The sequence below is a fragment of the Pelagibius litoralis genome (genome assembly GCF_011683915.1).
In the GTDB taxonomy this organism is placed as follows: Bacteria; Pseudomonadota; Alphaproteobacteria; order Kiloniellales; family Kiloniellaceae; genus Pelagibius; species Pelagibius litoralis.
Genome location: NZ_JAAQPH010000005.1, coordinates 55082 through 75112, shown reverse-complemented (window position 1 = coordinate 75112; position 20031 = coordinate 55082). Strand labels below are relative to the sequence as shown.

At 62.5% G+C, this 20031-nt stretch carries 14 protein-coding genes, 1 pseudogene and 1 riboswitch; of the genes and pseudogenes, 4 read left to right on the top strand and 11 right to left on the bottom strand.

What is annotated here, in order from left to right; genetic code table 11:
• Positions 1-10: 10 nt before the first annotated feature.
• The 4 genes and pseudogenes from HBA54_RS07960 to HBA54_RS07945 form a co-directional block, all read right to left on the bottom strand.
• Positions 11-1906 (bottom strand): TRAP transporter permease, encoded by a 1896-nt coding sequence (locus tag HBA54_RS07960; RefSeq protein WP_167223218.1) that lies wholly within the window; start codon positions 1904-1906, stop codon positions 11-13.
• 92 nt (positions 1907-1998) lie between these two features.
• On the bottom strand, positions 1999-3003 hold the full coding sequence (locus HBA54_RS07955; protein WP_205944493.1) for a TAXI family TRAP transporter solute-binding subunit: 1005 nt from the start codon (positions 3001-3003) through the stop codon (positions 1999-2001).
• A gap of 224 nt (positions 3004-3227) precedes the next feature.
• Complete coding sequence (gene nanR, locus HBA54_RS07950; RefSeq protein WP_167223216.1) at positions 3228-3956, bottom strand: transcriptional regulator NanR; 729 nt, start codon at positions 3954-3956, stop codon at positions 3228-3230.
• Positions 3957-4055: 99 nt separating this feature from the next.
• Positions 4056-4793: pseudogene (locus tag HBA54_RS07945) on the bottom strand (IS481 family transposase); the annotation flags it as partial.
• Between the two features lie 491 nt (positions 4794-5284).
• Here HBA54_RS07945 and HBA54_RS07940 point away from each other — a divergent pair.
• Positions 5285-6697: an amidase gene (locus tag HBA54_RS07940; RefSeq protein WP_322095991.1), complete on the top strand. Its 1413-nt coding sequence runs from the start codon at positions 5285-5287 to the stop codon at positions 6695-6697.
• A 57-nt stretch (positions 6698-6754) separates the two neighbouring features.
• On the opposite strand, the gene HBA54_RS07935 is transcribed toward HBA54_RS07940, so the two are convergent.
• The 5 genes from HBA54_RS07935 to HBA54_RS07915 all read right to left on the bottom strand — a co-directional run bounded on the left by HBA54_RS07935 (position 6755) and on the right by HBA54_RS07915 (position 12553).
• Positions 6755-7858: a mannose-1-phosphate guanylyltransferase/mannose-6-phosphate isomerase gene (locus HBA54_RS07935; RefSeq protein ID WP_322096003.1), complete on the bottom strand. Its 1104-nt coding sequence runs from the start codon at positions 7856-7858 to the stop codon at positions 6755-6757.
• A 200-nt stretch (positions 7859-8058) separates the two neighbouring features.
• A complete protein-coding gene (locus HBA54_RS07930; protein WP_167223212.1) occupies positions 8059-9156 on the bottom strand; it encodes a glycosyltransferase in 1098 nt (365 codons plus the stop codon).
• Positions 9157-9206: 50 nt separating this feature from the next.
• Positions 9207-10031: an FkbM family methyltransferase gene (locus HBA54_RS07925; protein ID WP_167223210.1), complete on the bottom strand. Its 825-nt coding sequence runs from the start codon at positions 10029-10031 to the stop codon at positions 9207-9209.
• Between the two features lie 153 nt (positions 10032-10184).
• Positions 10185-11111 carry a sulfotransferase gene (locus HBA54_RS07920; RefSeq protein WP_167223208.1) on the bottom strand — a complete coding sequence of 309 codons (927 nt, stop codon included), beginning with the start codon at positions 11109-11111 and terminating at the stop codon, positions 10185-10187.
• On the bottom strand, positions 11111-12553 hold the full coding sequence (locus HBA54_RS07915; protein WP_167223206.1) for an oligosaccharide flippase family protein: 1443 nt from the start codon (positions 12551-12553) through the stop codon (positions 11111-11113). Before HBA54_RS07915 ends, HBA54_RS07920 begins: the two co-directional genes overlap by 1 nt.
• A 723-nt stretch (positions 12554-13276) precedes the next feature.
• Here HBA54_RS07915 and HBA54_RS07910 point away from each other — a divergent pair.
• Positions 13277-13999: a sulfotransferase family 2 domain-containing protein gene (locus HBA54_RS07910; protein WP_167223204.1), complete on the top strand. Its 723-nt coding sequence runs from the start codon at positions 13277-13279 to the stop codon at positions 13997-13999.
• 54 nt (positions 14000-14053) lie between these two features.
• Here HBA54_RS07910 and HBA54_RS07905 read toward each other — a convergent pair whose 3' ends face one another.
• Entirely contained in the window at positions 14054-14965 is a 912-nt protein-coding gene (locus HBA54_RS07905) for a sulfotransferase (protein WP_167223202.1), read from the bottom strand.
• A 257-nt stretch (positions 14966-15222) separates the two neighbouring features.
• Between HBA54_RS07905 and HBA54_RS07900 the strand changes: the two genes are divergently transcribed.
• Positions 15223-17871, top strand: coding sequence for a cation:proton antiporter (locus tag HBA54_RS07900; protein ID WP_167223200.1), 2649 nt, complete (start codon positions 15223-15225; stop codon positions 17869-17871).
• Between the two features lie 198 nt (positions 17872-18069).
• On the opposite strand, the gene HBA54_RS07895 is transcribed toward HBA54_RS07900, so the two are convergent.
• Entirely contained in the window at positions 18070-19047 is a 978-nt protein-coding gene (locus tag HBA54_RS07895; protein WP_167223198.1) for a hypothetical protein, read from the bottom strand.
• A 186-nt stretch (positions 19048-19233) separates the two neighbouring features.
• Between HBA54_RS07895 and HBA54_RS07890 the strand changes: the two genes are divergently transcribed.
• Positions 19234-19836 carry a GNAT family N-acetyltransferase gene (locus HBA54_RS07890; RefSeq protein ID WP_167223196.1) on the top strand — a complete coding sequence of 201 codons (603 nt, stop codon included), beginning with the start codon at positions 19234-19236 and terminating at the stop codon, positions 19834-19836.
• 62 nt (positions 19837-19898) lie between these two features.
• Positions 19899-20004: riboswitch (TPP riboswitch) on the top strand.
• The last annotated feature ends 27 nt before the right edge of the window (positions 20005-20031 follow it).

Genomic DNA, 20031 nt, shown 5'->3' with positions numbered 1-20031 from the left:
CGGGCCCGGCTTAGGTGACTGGTTTCCTTGCCGCCTTGCTGACGATCTGGAAACCCCAAATCAATCCGAACAATGCGAACCCGATCAGGTCGGTTAGGTCTCCGCCGACAAGCAGACATACGGCGGAAACCGCCAGTAGCAGGCGCAGCGCCGGATTGGCGGAACGTGTCAGAAATCCCTGTGCTGCGGCGGCAAGGGCGATGATCCCGACGGAGGCTGTCACAATACCCTGAGCGATCTCCGGCCAGCTGCCTTCCAGCAACAGAGCAGGGGTGGCGATAAAGATGAAGGGGACCAAATAGACAGCGACGCCGAGGCGCATGGCGGTGAAGCCGACAGCTTGCAAATTCTTGTCACCGGCAATACTGCCAGCCGCATAGGCCGCCACTGCGATGGGCGGCGTGATGGCAGAGACGATTGCGTAATAGAAGACGAACAAATGGGCGGACAAGGGTGAGATACCAAGCTTGATCAGCGCAGGCGCCGCGAAGATCGCCACGATGATATAGGCAGCCGCCGTGGGCAGACCCATGCCCAGAATGATGCAGCTCAACATGACCAGTATCAGCGTGATCGTGAGGTCGCCGCCGGTGACGCTGAGCAGCAGCGCGGTAAACCGCAGGCCCAGACCGGTAAGTTCGATGGTGCTGATGATCATCGCCGCAACGAAGAGCGACATGGCGATGGGCACGATGATGCGTCCGCCGGTTTCAAAGGCATTGAGAACGCCGGCAACGGTCATGCGTGTGGCCGGAAAAACCTGGGCCAGTACCAGGGTGGAGATAATACCCCAGTAGGCGGCGTTGTAGGGTGAACGGCCGTCTATCAGAAGATAGACGATGACAACCAGCGGCAGGCCGAGGTGAACGTATTTGAAGAAATCCGCCTTGGCGCCGGCGATTATATCGTCACTCATTGCCGGGATCTGATTCTTCGAGGCTTCGAAGTGCACCATCATGTAGACGGCGAAGAGGTAGAGGAAAGCGGGTATCGCGGCGGCCTTGACCACCTCGAAATAGGCCACCCCGGTGAAGTCGGCGATCAGGAAGGCCGCCGAACCCATGATCGGTGGGACCAATTGCCCGCTTGACGAAGCGATGGCCTCGATCGCCGCCGCGAAGCGCGGTCTAAATCCGGTGCGGATCATCAAGGGTATGGTGAAGCTGCCGGTCGCGTAGACGTTGGCCACGGCGGAGCCGGATATGGACCCGAAGAGTCCACTGGCGAACACCGCTACCTTGCCCGATCCGCCCTTCAGGCGCCCCGCGAGCAAGGCGGAAACATTCATGAAGAACTTGCCGCCCTGGGCGCAGTCCAGGATCGCACCGAAGAGAACAAACATCAGCACGTAGGTAGCGGACAATCCGGTCAGGGAGCCATAGAGACCCGCCGTCGTCATGAAGGTGTGGTCGATCAGGCGCTCCGGCCCGATCGCGGGCTGGTTCATGACCGAGGGAAAATAGGGTCCGAACAGCGCGTGCCCGACGAAAAAAAGCAACATCAGTGTCAAGGTCAGACCCAGCGCCCGCCGACAGGCTTCGGCCGCAAGGACGATGGCGATCAGACCGACAACCCAGTCGAGGGTGGTGAGCGGTTCGACATAGGGGTAACGCGTGGAGACCCGCTCATAGTCGAGGAACATAAAGACAGCCGGGGCGAACGCGAGAGCGCTCAACAGATAATCGTACCAGGGCACCCGGTCTTGGGTGGCGCTTTTCAACACGCCATAAGCGATAAAGGCGAGCGAAGTGTACATGGCCACGTGGAGCGAGCGGAACATCAGAACCTGCGGCTGTCCGAACTGCACCGTGTAGAGGTGATAGAAGATCACAATCAGGGTGAGATAGCGCAGAACCTGGTAATGGGCGCCGGAAAGCTTTCGCTGCCCGCTAACTTCTACTGCCATTCAGCTGCCCAATCGTCGGTTCGCGGCGCGGGTATGGAAAGCGAAAGAAGGGCGCCCGTTTTCTTGACGCCCTTCTCGCAAGTATCAGAAGGCTACTGCAGTACCCCCATCTCGCGGTAATAGCGGGCGGCCCCTGGGTGCAGCGGGATCGTCAGCCCCGTTGCGGCTTTTTCGATGTCCAGTGCCTTGAAGGCACTGTGCCCGGTGACCAGGTCGTCCTTCTTCTCGAACAGCAGTTTCGTCATCTGGTAGACGACCTCTTCGTCGGTGTCGGCACGGGTGATGAAGAGCGGCGTCTGATAGGTCGTGGCAATATCTTCCGTCTGTCCTTTGTAGGTGCCGGCTCTGATAACGCCAGGCACGTAGCCGTACTGCTCTTCCATGATTTTGATCGCCTGCGGTTCCTGCGGCAGCAGCAGGATGTCTTCCTTGGCGGCGAATTCTGCGAAGAGAGGGGCGCCGGGCAGGTCGTCGTTGATGAAGGCGTCGATCTGTTTGTCGTTCACCCGGTCCATGGCTTCGCGATAGGGGGAGTAGGTGATCGACCCGCCCCATTCCTTGATGTTGTCGTAGGACACGCCATGAGCGGCCAGTACGCGGCCTGCCGCCAGTTCTCCACCGCCGCCGCGCGGGCCGGTATCAACCTTCAACGGCATTTTTCCATCGGCAATGGCGCGAATGCTTTCCACCCCGAGCTTTCTGTCCACATAGATGTGGATGTAGGCGGAGAGTCCGGTGTTGGCGATAGCCCGCACATTATCGATCTTGGACTTGTAGGGCGCATCCCCCCTGGCAGCGGCAAAGAGGTTCGTGGAATAGGACATGCCGAACTGTGACTGGCCGGAGCCGACGGAAATCGGATTGGCGACGCTGCCGCCCGGGACGGTCGTATAGGTCAAATCGGGAATGTTGTTGCGATAGGTCTCGAACATCGTGGTGACGATCGCAAACCAGCTGCCGCTGATCGACCCGGCGGAGACGGTATAGGCCTTCTCCTCGGCCCGGGCGTCATAAGCCGCAAACGGCATCGCACCCAGTACCGCGACCGTCGTCATAACAACGGCAGCCTGTTTCATTTTCAGCATCGTGGATTTCATATTTTTTCCTCCCTTGCGCCAGCTGCGCGAACTGTTTGCCAGTTCCTGCTAGTTTCAACTCATCATACAAGTTGAAAAACTCATGCCTGTCAAGTAAGGGGGCAGCTCGAAGGCCGGAGCGCGCAGAACAGCGACGAAGGCTTTGAAAACAAAGCTTTTCTGATTCAGGTCAAGGGGCCTGATGGATCTGTGTAGGTGCCGCCGCGACGTAAGTCGAAAACGCTCTATTGGTCGGGAGAGGACAGATGAGTGCGATGGTAGAGCACGTTTGCCCGGGTCAGATGGTCATGCATCGCCTTGGCGGCGCGCCCAGGGTCGCGGGCTTCGATGGCATTCAGTATCTCGTTGTGTTCATCGAGTGTGAGCTGTTCACGGCCGGGCAGCAGCACCACATCGATATGGAAATCGGCAAGCCAGCTGAACATGGCTTCGCTCAGCGCGGTGTAAATCGGGTTACCGCTGATGGCTGCGATGGAGCGGTGAAACTCCCGGTCATGGATCAGAAACTGACTCATGTTATCGCGCGCTTCATCCTGAAGTTTCAATATGTTACGTAGTCTCTGAAGATCCGATTCCGTGCGCCGCCGGGCGGCCCGTTCCGCAGACGCCTTCTCGAATGCAAAGCGTGCGTCCTTCAAATGTTCCAGGTCGGCCGAAGAGGTTGCCAGCAAATGGCGCATGGTTTCGCCGATCTGTTCGACCATGCGTCCCAGGGAGGGCTCGGCCACTTTTGCGCGCCCGCCGTGGCGGATCTCCACAAGTCCCATAACCTGCAGGCTCTGCATTGCTTCACGGACAGCCGGTCTGCCCACGTTGAACATTTCCATCAGTTCGCGCTCGGACGGCAAGGGGTCGCCGGGTCCGAACGTTTCGCTCTCCAGCATGGCGAGAAGGCGTTTGCGAACCCCATGGGCAATATTCTGCTTGGTGGCTTTGGGTTTGAGACTTGTCATACCAGTATAATGGCTTTCTCTAATATGGATTTCAAGCGATCCGCTTCAGCGAGGCGCGTAGATGACACACAAGCTGGTCGGAACCTGCTCTGGCTCTCCTTAGGTGTTTAGTCCCGGCATTTGATGGATCGGGTTGAGGATGAATCGTTCTGGATCGGTTGTCCAGATTTTGCAGATATATTCGTAGGGTGTGAGGCCCCTAAGGGTCTTCAGGCGTCGAGCATAGTTGTATGCGGCGATGAAGTCGTCGAGGTGGCTACGCAAACTGTCGTGGCTGTCATAATGGTATCGCTTGACGGTGGCGTCTTTGATGGTCCGGTTCATCCTTTCGACCTGTCCGTTCGTCCAGGGATGGTTCGGCTTGGTCAGGCGGTGCTCGATTTCATGCCGGGCGCAGATCCGATCGAAGGGATGCCCGCGCAGCATCGCGGTTGGTCCCTTTCGGTTCTTCGGCAGGTCGGCGAACTGGATACCATTGTCCGTCAATACGGTGTGGATTGTGTAAGGCACGGCATCGACCAAAGCATCAAGGAATGCGCTGGCCGTTTTCGTGTTGGCCCGCTCGACAAGTTGAGCAAAGGCGAACTTGGACGTCCGGTCGATCGCCACGAATAGGTACAGTTTGCCTTCCTCCGTCCGAACTTCGGCAATGTCGATATGGAAGTAGCCGATCAGGTAGACCTTGAACTTCTTTTTATCAGGCTTATCGCCGGAGACATCAGGCAGCCGGGAGATGCCGTGGCGCTGAAGACAGCGGTGCAGAGACGATCTCGTGAGATGGGGGATCGTGGCCTGTAAGGCGTATAAGCAGTCGTCGAGGGGCAGCCGTGAAGAACGGCTGTCTGCGGTTCACGACCAGGGACTGCGCGCGAACAATCGGACGGAGAACTCGCATCAGCCGGTTCAGCGACGCGAGCGAGAACAACAAAGCTTCAAATCGCCGGGATCAGCCCAATTCCCCGGGCGTTGGACGGCCCAATGCTCGTTTTCAGAAGACCCTCAACTTTCGTCCGTCTGGCCGGCTGTCTTTGCGGCCTGCAAATTGACTGCAGCCTAGGTTTCAAACACGTGAAAACAGTGAAGCACGGTCTCGCTTGAAACGTTGACGTTGCGTTCGGCCACCAGCTCTTCCCATCGCCAAACGGGATCAAGACTTGCGACGAGTGGGAATCTTCCTCCCTGCAAGCCCAAGACTCTGCTCACCAAGCGCTGATATCAGGTATAGGCTTCGCGTTATGCGTATTCGACGCCTGCGCCATATGGTAGGTAGCAAAGGCCAGTCGTGAATCGTTGCCTGTCGACCACCGCAAATAACCTCGGGGCGATGTGTGTCAGTTTCCGAACTAATCAACCTCACCGCACGCGACATGCTCGCAGCATACGCAAGCAAAGACCTGTCGCCCGTTGAGGTGACAGAGGCCATGCTGTCGCGCATCGAACGCGTCAACCCAATCATCAATGCTTTCCATTACGTCCAGGCCGATACGGCGCTGGACGCCGCGCGCGCCTCAGAGTCGCGCTGGGCAAACGGCAAACCTCAAGGCTTGCTGGATGGTGTCCCGACGGCAATCAAAGATGTTTTGATGATGAAAGGCCTGCCCATCTATCGTGGATCGGCGGCAAACAATGCCGAAGAGCTGGGGCCAGCAGAGTCAAACGCCCCTTGTGTCGAGCGCCTGATCGAGCATGGTGCGATCATCCTGGGTAAGACGACGATGTGCGATCACGGCATGCTGGCGTCCGGTTACAGTTCCCAGTTCGGCACGACCCGGAATCCGTGGAACACATCCAGGAACTGCGGCGGATCGAGTTCGGGATCGGCGGCAGCCGTTGCCGCGGGCATCGGCCCCGTCACCATTGGCACCGACATTGTCGGATCGATTCGCAATCCGGCATCTTTCTGCGGGTTGACGGGCCACAAGCCAAGCTATGGGCGTGTGCCCTGTTATCCTCAGACGAGCCCTTCGGTCTGTGCGGGCCCCATCGCCCGCGATGTCACCGATGCCGCGCTTCTGCTGAACGTTTTGTGTTTGCCCGATGCGCGGGATGTATCCGCTCTTAAGTACGAAGACGTAGACTACACCGCCAAGCTCGACGGATCGCTGCGCGGCCTGCGTATCGGCGTTCTCGGCGGATTGGGTTTTGGCGCGCCGTTACAGAATGCGGTGCGCGAACGTTTTTCTGCAGCGGTAGACGTATTCGCAGCGGCCGGCGCGGAGTTGGTCGAACTGACGCCGCCGTTTGACGCCAATGACGCTGACTGTGCGGAGCGGTTTTATCAGGTCCGCAGCCTGGCGGAGCTTGAGCAGTTGCCACCCGGCATCCAGGCCCGAAGCCCGGTTATCAATGCATGGACCGAAGCCGCGCGAAGCTATACGGCTGCCATGCACTATGAGGACTATCTCGGCACCCAGGCGCTGAGACAACGGTTGCTGGAAGTCATCAATGGCTTCGATTTTCTGATTCTACCGACAATGCCGGTCCTGCCTTATGCCGCGGACAATCCTGGTCTCGATGATGGCGATACGTTTGCACCCTGGTCGAATACCTTTCCGTTCAATCTGACGCAACAACCCGCCATCTCGGTTCCCTGCGGCTGGGTGGAGAACAACCTGCCGGTTGGGCTTCAGATTGTCGGGCAGCGCTATGACGATGTTGGCGTGCTCTGCGCGGCCCGGTCTTTCGAGATCGCATCAGGTCTTCCGATCCGCCCGATCCCCGAAGAACTGGACCTGAGCTGACCGGACGGCGTGAAAGCCGAATGAAGCAAACGTCGGGACCGCAGGGCCGGCTTGCGTTTAACTGAAAGCGCCCTTGCGGCGGGGTGACGCGCTCAGGTCGCGGGTGGCTTCCTGGCGTCCCGCATCCTTCAGTCTTTTCACAAGGCCCCTGACCGCCATGGTGTTGTCGCGCGGCGCCACGAAAACCGCATCCTCCGTCGAAATGACCACCATGTCCTCAAGACCGATGGCGGCGATCAGGCGCCCGTCCTCGCTGCGCAGATAGCTGCCTTCCACGTCCTGGGTCATGCAGTTGCCGAGAAAGGCATTTCCGGCGGCGTCCTTCTCGGTGATTTCCCAGAGGGCGTTCCAGGCGCCGACGTCGCTCCAGCCCATATCGCAGGGAATGACCACTGTGTGTTCCGAGCGTTCCATGACCGCGTAGTCGATGGACTCGGACGGGCAGGCGGCGAAGGCCGCGGGGTCCAGGTGCAGGAAATCCCGGTCTTGCGAAGCGCCGTCCAGGGCCTTGTGACAGGCTGCCAGGATGTCCGGGCGCTGGCGTTCCAGTTCCTCCAGGTAACGCCGGGCCGAGAAAACGAAAATGCCGCTGTTCCAATAATGATCGCCCGCCGCCAGATAGGCTTCAGCCGCTGCCAGGTCCGGCTTTTCGACAAAGGCCGCCACCCGGTAGGCACCGTCGATGGCCGGCAGGGTCTTGCCGGGCCGGATGTAGCCATAACCTGTCTCGGGGCGCGAGGGGCTGATGCCGAAGGTCGTGAGAGCGCCGGCCAGCGCTGCGGCGTGAGCCTTCTCCATGGCGGCGGCGAAAGCGGCCTTGTCCTGGACCACGTGATCGGAGGGGATCAGCGCCATCAGCGCCTCCGGATCTTCCGCGCTGAGGAACAGGGCCGCCACGGCGGCAGCCGGCGCGGTATTGCGGCCGGCCGGCTCCAGGACGATGCGCCGCGCCGCTGCGCCCATCTGCTGAAGCTGCTCGGCGACGAGGAAGCGGTGGGTGTCGTTGGCGATGACCATCGGCGCGGCGCAGAGGGGCACCGCCGCAACCCGCGCCGCGGTTTCCTGCAGCATCGTCCGCTCGGTGGCGAGCGAGAGCAGTTGTTTGGGGCGCTGCGCGCGCGACAGCGGCCAAAGCCGCTCGCCGGAACCACCGGACAGAATGACAGGATGAATCCGGGGCGCGATAGTGCAATCTCCTGCCGTTGGACGCCGGCGGCCGTCACGGACGCGGGGTCGCTCTCAGAGGGTCGGATTAGAGTGTTTCTGACGGCGCAGAATGGGTGACATTGACGTGTCAAATGGTGCGGCTCCGCAGGCCCGCCCGCGCGCCGCCAAGGAGCGCCACACAACCCGATCGCGCCTTAGCCGTGGCGGGCGTAGGCGGCCTCGGTAATGGCGCCCATATTGGCCCAGCTGCGGGTCCGCGCCTCTGAGATATTGAAAGCGCCCATGGCCGCCAGGTCGGCTTTACGGATTGCGCTGAGCGCGGCGGGAAGCCGGCCCGGATCGAAGTAGACGGCCCCTGCATCGCCGGGGACGTCATAGACCCTGGCGGTCTCCGGCAGGACCAGAGGTTTTGCATAGGACATCGCCAGCAACGCGGCGCCCGAGGTCAGGGTCTGGGCGTAGGGCAGGACCACGGCATCGGCGAGCGCCAGGAAGACCGGCAGTTCCTCATCCGGAATATAGCCTTCGCGAAATATGATCCGCGGATCCTGCGCCGCCTCGGCGTTCAACCAGTCGCGCAGGTCCGGCGCGATCACCGAGCCCGCGATCACCAGCTTTGCGTCGCTGTCGGGAATCGAGCGAAAGGCGGTGACCAGGTCGTCGATCCCTTTGTATTTTCTGATGATGCCGACGAAGAGGTAGACGAAATCCCGGTTGCCGAGCCCCCGGTCGCTGATTCCCAGGGTCTTGCGCAGCCGCGCGATTTCTCCGGGGCCGGATACGGGGTATCGTCCGACATAGCTGGCATGGGGAACGACCGTTGTCTTGTCGGCAAGGCGGGTGTTGTATTCATGCTCCAGCAGAGGCAGCGCCCCGTTGCTGTGCACGAAGCAGGCAGTGGCCTGCCGGGCCAGGCCGCGGCGGATACGCTTTTCCCAAAGGCTGTCTTCGGACTCATGGGACACGAGGTTGTGGACGGTCCAGAAAACCTTCACACCCAGCAGCCGGCAGAGCCTGACGTCGAGAAGCAGGATAAGCAGTTTGACCCAGCGCTTCACCGGGTTGGCGGACCAGAAATGCGATTCGATCCAGGGGGTGATCCAATGGAGGTGAACGAGGCCCACGTCGCGCCGGGCCAAAAGCAGGCGAAACAAAGCCAGACGCGCCTTTGGATAGTCCGCGAAGTCGACCGCGTAACCCTGCTCGGCGACCGCTTGCGCCAGCATGGTCTGGTAGGGATTGCTTTGCCGCCAGTCGGGCAGGAACAAGACTTTGCGTTTGTTGCGCGCCATGGCGGCAGGATCCACTGGTTTGAGATGAGCTGTCTTTGACCGGGGCGATTCTAGGACGGCGGCAGCAGAACCCGGTTGCCATGGATCTCGCGATCGATCCGGTATCCCAGGCTGAGGATATTGGGCGAGAGCCAGGTCTCTTCCGGGACGGTTTCCAGGATCAGGATGGGCCGGCATCGGGCAATCGTTTCAAGGGCGCCTGAGAGTGCCTGTTGCTCGAATCCCTCGACATCCAGTTGGATCACCGAGACCGGCCTGTTGGATGGAATGACATCGTCCAAAGCGGCGATATGCACCTCTGCAGTCAGACTCTCGGGAAGGTTCGGTGTCTGCCAAAGCAGTTGACTGCCGCCGCCCAAAGCACGGCCGTCGAGATCCTTTACCTGCATCACCGCCTTGTCTTCCCCGGCGCCCAGCCCGCTGTTTTTGAGATGAACGTTCCGCAGGCTGTTGATGGCGCAGGTGATGCTCGCGCATCTGAAACTTTCCGGATTGGGCTCGAAGGCCCAGATCTTCGCCTGCGGGTCGCAGGCGCGCGACAGGGCGGGCAGGAAGTCGCCAAAGTACGTGCCGGCGTGGACGATATCGCCGCTGCCGCAGTTGGCTGCCAGGAACGCGATCGTCTCGGGCTCGTACACCGAGCCTTCCAGGATTCTCCGCGCCGCCGGACGATGCCGGGAAGACAGGGGAACGCAGAAGCCGCCGCTCGGGGTGTAGGCGATACAGCAACCCAGGATCTCAGCGGCACTGTTCTGCGGCGCGTCGAAACGCGGCGGGCTTTGTTCGCGTTGACGGGCCCGATGATGGGAAATGCGGCTGACGACCTGCCTGGGCAGGACGGCCTTCGCCAGTTTCTTTACAGACTGCTGCACCATCCGTCGTCATCCCGTTTCTGGGAGGCCAGGACAGCCCCCTGTTCGCAAAAGTTGTTAGGATATGGTGTTGCAACCCTGCCGCGTCTGTCGTCGGCCGACAAGAGGCAACGATGGGATTGGCGCGGCTGCCGGGATGGTCCGAAGCGCTGGCGATCATCCGTAGCCGAGTTCGTTTGCGATCTTGCCGGTGCCGTGACGCAGCATGGCCCGCTCGATGCCGCCCAGCCGACTGCCCGGATCGTCTTTCCAGCCTCTGATCTTCGACATCTCCTGAAGGCTCGGAACCGTCCAGCCCAGGTAGTCGCTCAGCTTCGACAGTATCTGTTCGTCGCCAAGCGATTCGTAATGCAGCAGCAGACCGATATCCTGCTTCTGCATCTCCAGGAAGTCGCGGCAGAGGCGGCGCCACTGGGCACCGAAGCCAAAGGGCGTGGCCACCATCTTGCCGGGCCACTCGGCAAACCAGGTCAGCTTGCTGCGGTAGGATTTGTAGGCATCCAGGGGGTTGCGAACCAGGAAGATGAACTTGGCCTTGGGATAGAGCCAATGCAGATAGCGCACATGATCCGCGCCGAAGCGAACTTCCTTCAGGCCCCACTGACGCAGGTCAAGGGCCTGCGCCGGGCCCGCGAAGAGGGCCTCCATGTAGGCGAGATGCGCAGCGCGAAAGGCCTGGGCCGGCGGATAGAGGTTGGCGACCCATTGATTGGAAAGATCGGATTCGCGGGCCTCGAAAAAATAGCCGGCCGGCGGCCAGTCCGATGAGAACGGCCGTAGCTGGTCGGCAAGGGTCTGAATGGGCGCGGCGATGTCATAGGGTTCTCCCCAGATGACGATGGCCGGATTGTTCGCCATGACCATGCGCTGCAGAAGCGTCGAGCCTGAGCGCCAGCCGGCGGAGAGAATGAAAATCGGCGAATCGCAAAAAGGAACATCAGGCGCTTGCGGCGCCGAAGTGCCGTTGAAGCGCGAGTCGAAGGCCGCGAGCTGGCCTTCGAGCTTTGCCGCATAGGTCTGGGCAGAGCGTGAGCTCTGACGGCTGCGATGGGGACCGAACAGCAGGCGTGCGATCTGCTTCATTATGACAGTCTCTTCTCGCCCCAGAATCGTCGCCACACAGCCATGCCCTCAAGCCAGACCAGGTGCCTGGTCGCCGCGGCGCCGACGACCCAAAGCAGCGCGCTGCTGCCGATCACGATCAGCAACTCCAAAAGGCTCATCGTATCCTGATCCCTGAAGTGATAGACCGCTGCCGGTACGGACACGATGGCGGCGACAAGCGCCGATCGAAGATAGATCGCCCCGAAACGCAGCGGCCGGAAATCGATGGAGCCCTTGATCGCGAGGAAGGTGACGACGATGAAAAAGCCGGCTGCCAGCACGCGGGAAATGGCAAAGGCCTCAAGGCCAAGGGACGCGCTGTAGGCTGCGGTGGAGAGGGAGAACGCCGCCGTCAGGCTGCGCACGCCCAGCACGCGGCCGACCTTTCCGTGCGGTACCAGAATCTGTTCGGGTTGCGGCAGGGTGGCGACGAGGCCCTGGGCGAGAAGGATCCACGCAAAGATCTCGCCCGCCGGGCGCCAGTTCTGGCCGAACACGAGGGTGATGAAGGGAACGGCGATCAGGCTCAGCGCCAGAAAGACGGGCCAGACCAGCACGGTGTTGAGTGCCACCAGTTTTTCGACGCCGGGGCCGATTGACTGTCCATCGCGAATTCTTTTCATCCAGGCCGGGGTCAGCACGCGGCCGACCGGCCCGAAAATGCCCTGCCGGTAAAGGGCGGGGACCTGGGTCGCGCGGGTAAACTGCGCCACCAGGGCCGGGCCGGTAAAACCGCCGAGGATGAACTTCGTTCCCTGCGCGTTCATCGTGCCGATCAAGGTGGCCAGTGAAAGGAGGCCGCCGAACTTGGTGATGTCGCGCCAGTAGACGAACGACGGAAGCATCAGGGCGTGTCGCGGCAGGACCAGCATGGGCAGGACGGCGGAGAGGGTGCTGGAAAGCAGCATGCCCCAGGCCAGCGCCATGTAGCTGAAGCCTGCGTAGGCGAGCGATACGCTGACCAGAGCACCCCCGATGCTCGCTGCGAGGCCCATGTTGTGCAATGCCTGGAAGCGCATCTCGCGTGTCAGCAGGGCAGCGGCGGGCGCGCCGAAGGGCGCGATGATGAAGTTGATCGACAGCAGCGTCATCACCTCGGCGATTCCGGGCCGCTCGTAAAGCGCCGCGATCCAGTGCCGGCCAAGAAACAGCATCAAGCCCAGGGTCCAGGAGATGACCAGCATGACCCCGAAGGCCGAGCGGATCTTGTCGCTGTTCAGGTCCGCTTCCCTGAGCAGGTAGTTGCCCACGCCGAAGGTGCGCAGCGACGTCAGCACCGCCGCCGCCGACATCGCCAGGACGAAGATACCCATTTCGTCGGGGGTGAGGAGGCGGGCGATAATGACCGAAGCGGCGAACTGCAGACCGTATTGAAAGGTCTGTTCGCTGAAGGTCCAGGCGATTGATTTCCGGATCGTCAAACCGCCGCCTCCGTTATTCCGCGCGAATGAATGCCCGGATGAATGCAAGGACAAAATTGAGACATCTGCCGGGTCATGCGTCGCTCAAGATTGTCACTTCGCGTGACCGCCGGCTGTGGTGTAGTGACATACTATCGTAGCCGCTTCTCCTGGGTCCGGACTTCATGATTCTTGGTTCCGGTTCGACCGATTCGTGACATGGACAGCGTCCACATTCTGTAATCCCGGTGAAACACCTCATCAGACTATTTCCACTCATCATCGATCTCCGGGCCTGCGGCCTGAGCGGTATCCGCACTTTCGAGGCGGCCCATAATTCTGTGTCCCGTAACGGCAAGAATGTGCGGTGGGGGTTGCGCCTCATCCGCCGGGCGGCCCGACGGGTGGGTGGATGCTTCGTACACGGCCAGACGCGGCCCGGATTGTTAGAGCGCAAATATGTGCTTCCGCCAGCGATGAAAACGCGTGTCTTTCCCCACGCGCACTATGTCGGACAATACCTTGGGACCAAGCCTGCTGCTGTGACATTGATGCGCTATGAGCGCCCGCCTCCGGGTGGCGGTTTCGCGCCTCTTTTCCCGAGGAAAATCAGAAAAATACCCTTAAATCCAGGGCGTTGCGGTGCCCCCCTGGAAAGCGTGACCGGGTGGGTCCGAGGGCCGCGAGGCGCGCCGGCGACCCACCAAAGCGCGGCTCCTGTTTTCTCCTGCAACGGATAGCTCCATGATCTCTCATCACCACAAGTGCGTTTTCGTTCACATCCCCAAGAATGCCGGGCAGAGCATCGAGCATGTCTTCTTGGAGTTGCTGGGGCTGACCTATGAGACAAGGGCGCCGCTGTTGATGCGGCCCAACGACAAGCCGGAACTGGGGCCGCCCCGGCTTGCCCACCTCAAGTGGCACGAATACGTCGGCTGCAAATACATGACCCAGGAACAGTTCGACAGCTACTTCAAGTTCGCCATCGTGCGAAACCCCTGGGACCGGGCGGTGTCGATCTACAAGTATTCCGGGCACCACAAAAAGTGCAGCTTCCGGGACTTCGTGCACAACCATCTGCCGGGTTCGATGTGGCAGGACAGGCACTGGTTCGTCGGCCCGCAGACGGACTTCATCTGCGATCGCGACGGCAAGCTTGCGGTCGATTTTCTGGGCCGTTTCGAGAACCTGAAAAGCGACTTCAAAAAAATCTGCGCGCATGTCGGGCTGCCGCCCATCGACGTCCCGCGCGTGAACGTTTCGCAGACCCGGCCCGCCGCATCGCAGGACCAGCCGGAAGGCACCGCGCTTTCCAAGCTGAAGCGCTTCTGGCGCCGGCCCGGGAATCAGGTGTTCCCGACCTTCAAGAATTTCCGGGAATACTACGACGCCGAAACCCGTGACCTGGTGGCCCGGCTCTATCGCCCGGATATCGATCGTTTCGGTTATCGGTTCGAGGCTGCCTGAGCGCCGCCCCGGCGGCTGTAGCCGCGAAGAGCTGTCGGGGAGGCGGGCCCGCTTTCAGGGTCTGTAGCGCAGCAGGTTCTGCAGCCGCCAGGGCAGCCACTGCTTGGCGTCGTGAATGCCCTGGCGCGCCGCTGCGATACCCGCGCCGCTGTAGCGGTGCGGCAAGTGATAGCCCAGCTCTGTCGACAGTCCCTGGGTCAGGTGGTCGAAACGTTCGTAGGCGGAAGCGGGCCAGTGGGCGGCGCGCGCCAGCGGATCGAAGTCCGCGCTCTTGGCGACGGGTTTCCAGTGGACATTCTTCTCCGCGGCCTTCTGCTCGGAGCTTCCATAGACCGGGAAGTCCGCCAGCTTGTCGAAGTCGAAGCCTGCCGGATCAAGCGCCAGCTTGCCGAAGACCCGCTGCAGCACCGCCTTGGTGTTGGTCACCAGGTCCTCGTAGCGCACCAGGGTGAGCGGGGGCTGCCCTTGCGCCTCACGCCGCTGCGAGACCGCCAGCACGGCCGCGACGGCGTTGCCCCAGCGGCGGCTGGCGGTCTCAAAGTCCCAGTCGAAGGAGCGCATGCCCGACTCGACCACTGCTGGCCCCTGGCGCACCACGATGAGCAGTTCGAGTTGCGGCATGAAGCGGTCGACCAGCTCGAGCCCGATGACGAAGGGGGTTTTGAAGACCGGGCGCTTGCCGGGCATCTTGGCGTCGGAGCGCAGGAACGACACCAAGCCGTCACCCAGATGGCGGCGAAGGTCGTCCAGCCGGTCGTGAGAGGGCCAGTGCGGTTGCCAGCTCTCGGCGACGCTTTCTATATAGGCCTGCATCTGCGGCAGCCCGCGCACCAGACAGTCCTCGTAGAGCGTCGCCCCTGGTGTGCAGTCGTTGTGCAGGCCCAGCAGGCGGCCCAGCAGGTTGGTGCCGGTGCGCGGCATCAGCCCCAGCACCAGGATCGGTAACCGCTCCGTCGCCTCAGTCATATCGCGCCCAGTCCCAGCTGTTCACTCAAAGCGGCCCCTCGCTTTCGGGGGCACTTTCCCCAGCACCCCGGAGGCTGGCAAGGGACAACGATTGGACCCTACACGGCACTCCTGCCTGTTCAGGTCTCTATCTGTGCATTTTCTGTGCGGTGCTTTAGACTCTGCTTATTATTTCACGGATGTTTTTGGCTCTGCCGGATTTCCCTGGCGGCGCGGGCCCCCAAATCCGCCGTATTTCGGTGTAAGGTTGTCTTCCTATGGGCATAGCGGAGATCGTTCTGACCACGGCGGCGCTGCTGATCGTGGTGGCCAGTGTGCAGCCTCTGGCGCGGCGCAGCGGGCTGCCCTTTACCGTGGTGCTGGCGCTGGCCGGGGTCGCCATCGGCCTGGCGGCGGCCTGGCTGCAGAGCCACCGCGTCGCCGACCAGGTCAGTCAGGTCGCCTCCGCGGTGATCGATATCCCGGTGTCGTCCTCGCTTTTCCTCACCGTGCTGCTGCCGATCCTGCTGTTCCAGGGCGCCGTCACCATCGATGCGCGCCGCCTGATGCAGGATATCGCGCCGGTCATCCTGCTGGCGGTGCTGGCGGTGATCGTCGCCCTGGGCATCATTGGCGGGGCGGTCTGGCTGGTCGCGCCCATGCCCCTGGCGGTCTGCCTGTTGTTCGGGGCCATCGTCGCCACCACCGATCCCTCGGCGGTGATCGCCCTGTTCCGCGATCTCGGCGCCCCGGCGCGGCTCACCCGGCTGGTGGAGGGCGAGTCCCTGCTGAACGACGCCACCGCCATCGCCGCCTTCAGCGCCTTTCTCGCGGTTGTCATCACCGGGCAGGATCTCGACTTCTGGATGGTCTCGGAGAACATCGTCGTGGGCCTGCTGGGCGGAGCGCTGGCGGGCCTCCTCGCCGGGCGGGCCGCCGCCTGGATGCTGGAGCAACTGCGCTTCTACCGCGCCGCGCAGCTCACCATCGCGGTCGCGCTGCCCTATGCGGTCTATGTGATCTCGGACCACTACATCGGCGTTTCCGGCGTCACCGCCGTGGTCATCAGCGGCCTGGTGTTGAGCGCCGTCGGCCGTTCGCGCTTTCAGGCGGAGACTTTCCGCTTCTTCGAGGAGACCCTGGAACAACTCGCCTTCTGGGCCACCAGCCTGATCTTTCTGCTGGCGGCGCTGCTGGCGCCGCGGCTGCTGGCCGATGTCACGCTGCTGGACCTGCTTTATCTGCTGGTCGCGGTGGTGGCCGCGCTGGCGGCGCGGGCGGTGATCCTGTTCGGGATTTTCCCGTTGCTGTCCCTCGCGCGGGTGACCCAGAAGGTCACGACCCAGACCAAGACGGTGATCATCTGGGGCGGCCTGCGCGGCTCGGTCACCCTGGCGCTGGTGCTGGCGGTCAGTGAGAACTTTCTCGTCGATCCGGAGGTGAAGCGCTTCATCGCCATCCAGGCGACCGGCTTCGCGCTCTTTACCCTGCTGGTCCAGGGCACCACCCTCAGTACCCTGATGCGCCGCCTCGGCCTCGACCAGTTGTCGCCCATCGACCGCGCCTTTCGCAGCCAGGTGCTGCAGCAGTCGCTGTCCAGCGTCGGCAGCAGCCTGCGCAGCTTTGCCGGGCGCTACGAGCTGGAGGACGAGTTGGTGGATCAGGCGATCCGGCCCTACAACGAACGCCTGTCCCGGGTGGCCGAGGACGACTCCTTTGCCGAGGCGATTTCCGACCGGGACCGCCTGACCGTCGGCCTGATCGCCCTGGCCAACCAGGAAAAATCCCTGCTGCTGCAGCAGGGCTGGAGCGGCGGCCTGCGCTCCGCCCTGGTCGACCGCTATCTGCTGTCGGTCGAATCGATGATCGATGCGGTGCGCAGCGACGGCCGCCTGGGCTATCTGCGCGCCGCACGGCGTCCCTACCGGCAGAGCCGCTGGTTCCGCTTCATCGCCTGGCTGCATTTCCGCTGCGGGGTGAACCGCCCGCTCGCGATCTATCTCGGCCAGCGCTTCCAGTTCCTGCTGATCAACCGGATCATCATTCTGGAGCTGATCTACTTCCTTGAGTTCCGCCTTGCCGGCCTGCTCGGCGACCGCCTGACCGAGGTGCTGGGGGAGATCGTCAATCTGCGCCTGGAGGAGGTCGAGCGCCATCTGATTGCGCTGCGCCTGCAGTACCCCAACTACGCCCGCGAACTGGATCACGAGGTGCTGGAACGTTACGCCTACCGCGAGGAGCTGGAGCAGGTCGCCCAGCTGCGCGACGCCGGGATTATCGGTGAGGACCTGGCCCGCGACCTGCGGGTCGAGGCCGGCAGCGTGCACGCCAGCAGCCGGCGCAGCGCCAAGGTCGATTTCAAGGCGACGACACCGGAACTGCTGCACGCCTTTCCGGTTTTCGCCGCGCTGTCGGAAGCCGATCTGGAGCGGGTCGCCAAGAAACTGCAGACCCGTGTGGTGGCCGACGATGCCCACGTCTTCCGACGGGGCGACCCGGGCGACGGCATGTATTTCATCGCCTCCGGGGCGGTGGAAATCCGCATCGGCGAGGAGCAGCACCGCCTCGGGCGCGGCGACTTCTTCGGCGAGATGGCGATGCTGGACCAGCGCCGCCGCTCCGCCGAGGTGCGCTCCATCAGCTATTCCCACCTGCTGTTCCTGCCGCGCGCGGCCTTTGATGAGATCAGCGTCCTGGTGCCTGAGTGGCGCTCGCAGCTGGCCGAGGTCGCCGCCGCCCGCCGCCGCATGAACGAGGGCGAAAAGGAAGAGTCGGCGGAGAAGCCCGCGGAAGATCCGCCAAAGGAGACACCCGAGGAACTGCGTGAGGCACAGCCGGAGGAGATAGACGGCGACGCGGGCGAGGAGTCACCCGCCCCGGTGCTGAAGCTGCAGGGTCTGCTGAAGAACCGCGACGGCGATGGTTAGCAGGCTGTTGCAGCCGTTCCCCCCACCCTAACCCTCCCCCGCAAGGGGGGAGGGGATAACGGCAGCACGGTCATTCCCTTCCACGGAAGTTTACGGTGACAGGTGGTCGCGACCTTTTCCTTTTCCCTCCCCCTTGATGGGGGAAGGTCGGGGAGGGGGTGAGGGCGGCAGGCGCAGATGCGCTGTGTGCCGCTGTTCTCAGATAAATGTGTCCCTGGGATGGATCAGGACTTCGATCGCGGCGGTGGCGCCGACGAAGTAACGCACCCGCAGGCGGATCGGCCCGTGATCGATGACGACATGCGAGGCGCCGTCATCGGCTTCCGCCGCCACCTTGTCGATGGTGGCGTTCATCCAGTCATCGGCCCCGGCCCAGTCGGGAAAGACATTGCGCACCAGGGTGAGGGCGTAGCGGCGGTTGTCCGCCGTGGCCTCCGGGTGATCGTCGCGCAGGGCATAGAGGTAGCGCAGGCCGACCAGATCGTCGGCCGGGCCCAGGGTTTCCAGTTCCGCGTGGGCGTTGTCCGAGAAGAAGCGGTCGCTGATCCAGCCGCTTTCGCCGCCGATGAGGGAACCCATGCCTTCGTCGCGCTCCGGGAAGGCGTCCTTCAATCCGGCCAGAAGCTGCGACAGGCTGATGCCGAGGCTCTCCGGGTCGGTGTCGGTGAAGGCGGCGGGGCGCACCGTGATCGTCACCCGGCCGTCGGCGTTGCTGACGGCGATCCGGTAACCTTCGGCGGTTTCGCTGATCTCGGGCCCGCCGGGGGCCTTTTCGGCCTGCAGGGTGGCGCGATGCGTCCATCGTTTGCCCTCGCGCCAGTCGGGCAGGGCATTGCGGATGATTTTCCCGGCCCAATGCCGGTTGTTGCTGAGCTTCCGCTCCTCGCCGGGGTCGTAGGAAAAGACGAAGCTGCGCAATGCCTCCGGCGGTCCCAGCGTTTCCAGCACGGTGTTGGGGTTGGTGGAGGCCAGCAGGTCGCTTTGCAGATTGTCGCTGGACCGCAACGAGCCTTCGCCGCTGCGGATCGCAGGAAAATGTTTCTCCAGCGTCTTGATGAGCTGGGCAATAGTGAAACCCGGGGCGGGTACCGCCGGCTCCGCCACGGCCTGAACCGATCCCAGCAGGGCGAGGCAGAGGATGAGAAGGGGGGACAGGTTTCTCAGCAAGTCTTGCATCTCGGGCTTTTCTCCAGGCGCCGGGTTTTGTTCCGGGTGTAGGTATGCGATCCGCCCTCTTTGTCGTTTCCGGCGAGCGCCGGGTTCAATCTAATTTTCGGCGTTGCTGCCCTTCCGGATCTGCATCCTCCGGATGGAATGTCCCGTATATCGTCATATGCCGCTTGAAAGCATTGGAAACAAATCTTGAACCCTTCTCTTCCGTTTTACCGCGCCGCGCGCCGGGACGATGCGCGCGCCGTGGCCCAGCTTATCGAGATTGCCGGCGAAGGCATCCCGAGTTTCCTCTGGTCGCAAAACGCTGAAGCCGGCCAGGCCCCCTTGGATGTCGGCACGGCGCGGGCCGCCCGCGAGGACGGCAATTTTTCCTACCGCAATGTCGTCCTGGCCCGGCTTGGCGATGCGGTGGCGGGCATGCTGCTGGCCTACCGGCTGCCCCGGCCCGATGCCGGGGATCTCGCCGCTTTGCCGGAGATACCGGCGCTTCTGCGCCCCCTGGTGGAGCTTGAGTATCAGGTGCCCGGCAGCTTTTATGTCAACGCCCTGGCGGTTTTCCCGCAATACAGGGGGCGGGGCATCGGCCGCGCCCTGCTGACCACTGCCGAAGAACGCGCCAGGGCCGCCGGCTGCGACAGTTTGAGCCTCCAAGTCTTCGCGGAGAATGAACGAGCCCGCCTTTTCTATCTGCGCCACGGCTATGGTGTCGTGGACCGCCGGCCGATCGTCGCCCATCCCTGCTATCCCTACAGCACCGAGGTGCTGCTGCTGACCCGCTTGATTACAGGCTAAGTCGGGCACTGCTTGACCGGGCTGGGCTTGACAGGGCCGGTCCCCAGCGCCCATTCTTCCCGCATATCTCAACGGGGTGCCCGAAAGGGGCTGAGAGGCGGTCGCACCGCCAACCCGCGGAACCTGATCCGGTTTGTACCGGCGTAGGGATTTGAGAAGCCTTCCGCGAACAGCGCCAAAAGCTTCCCGATCTTC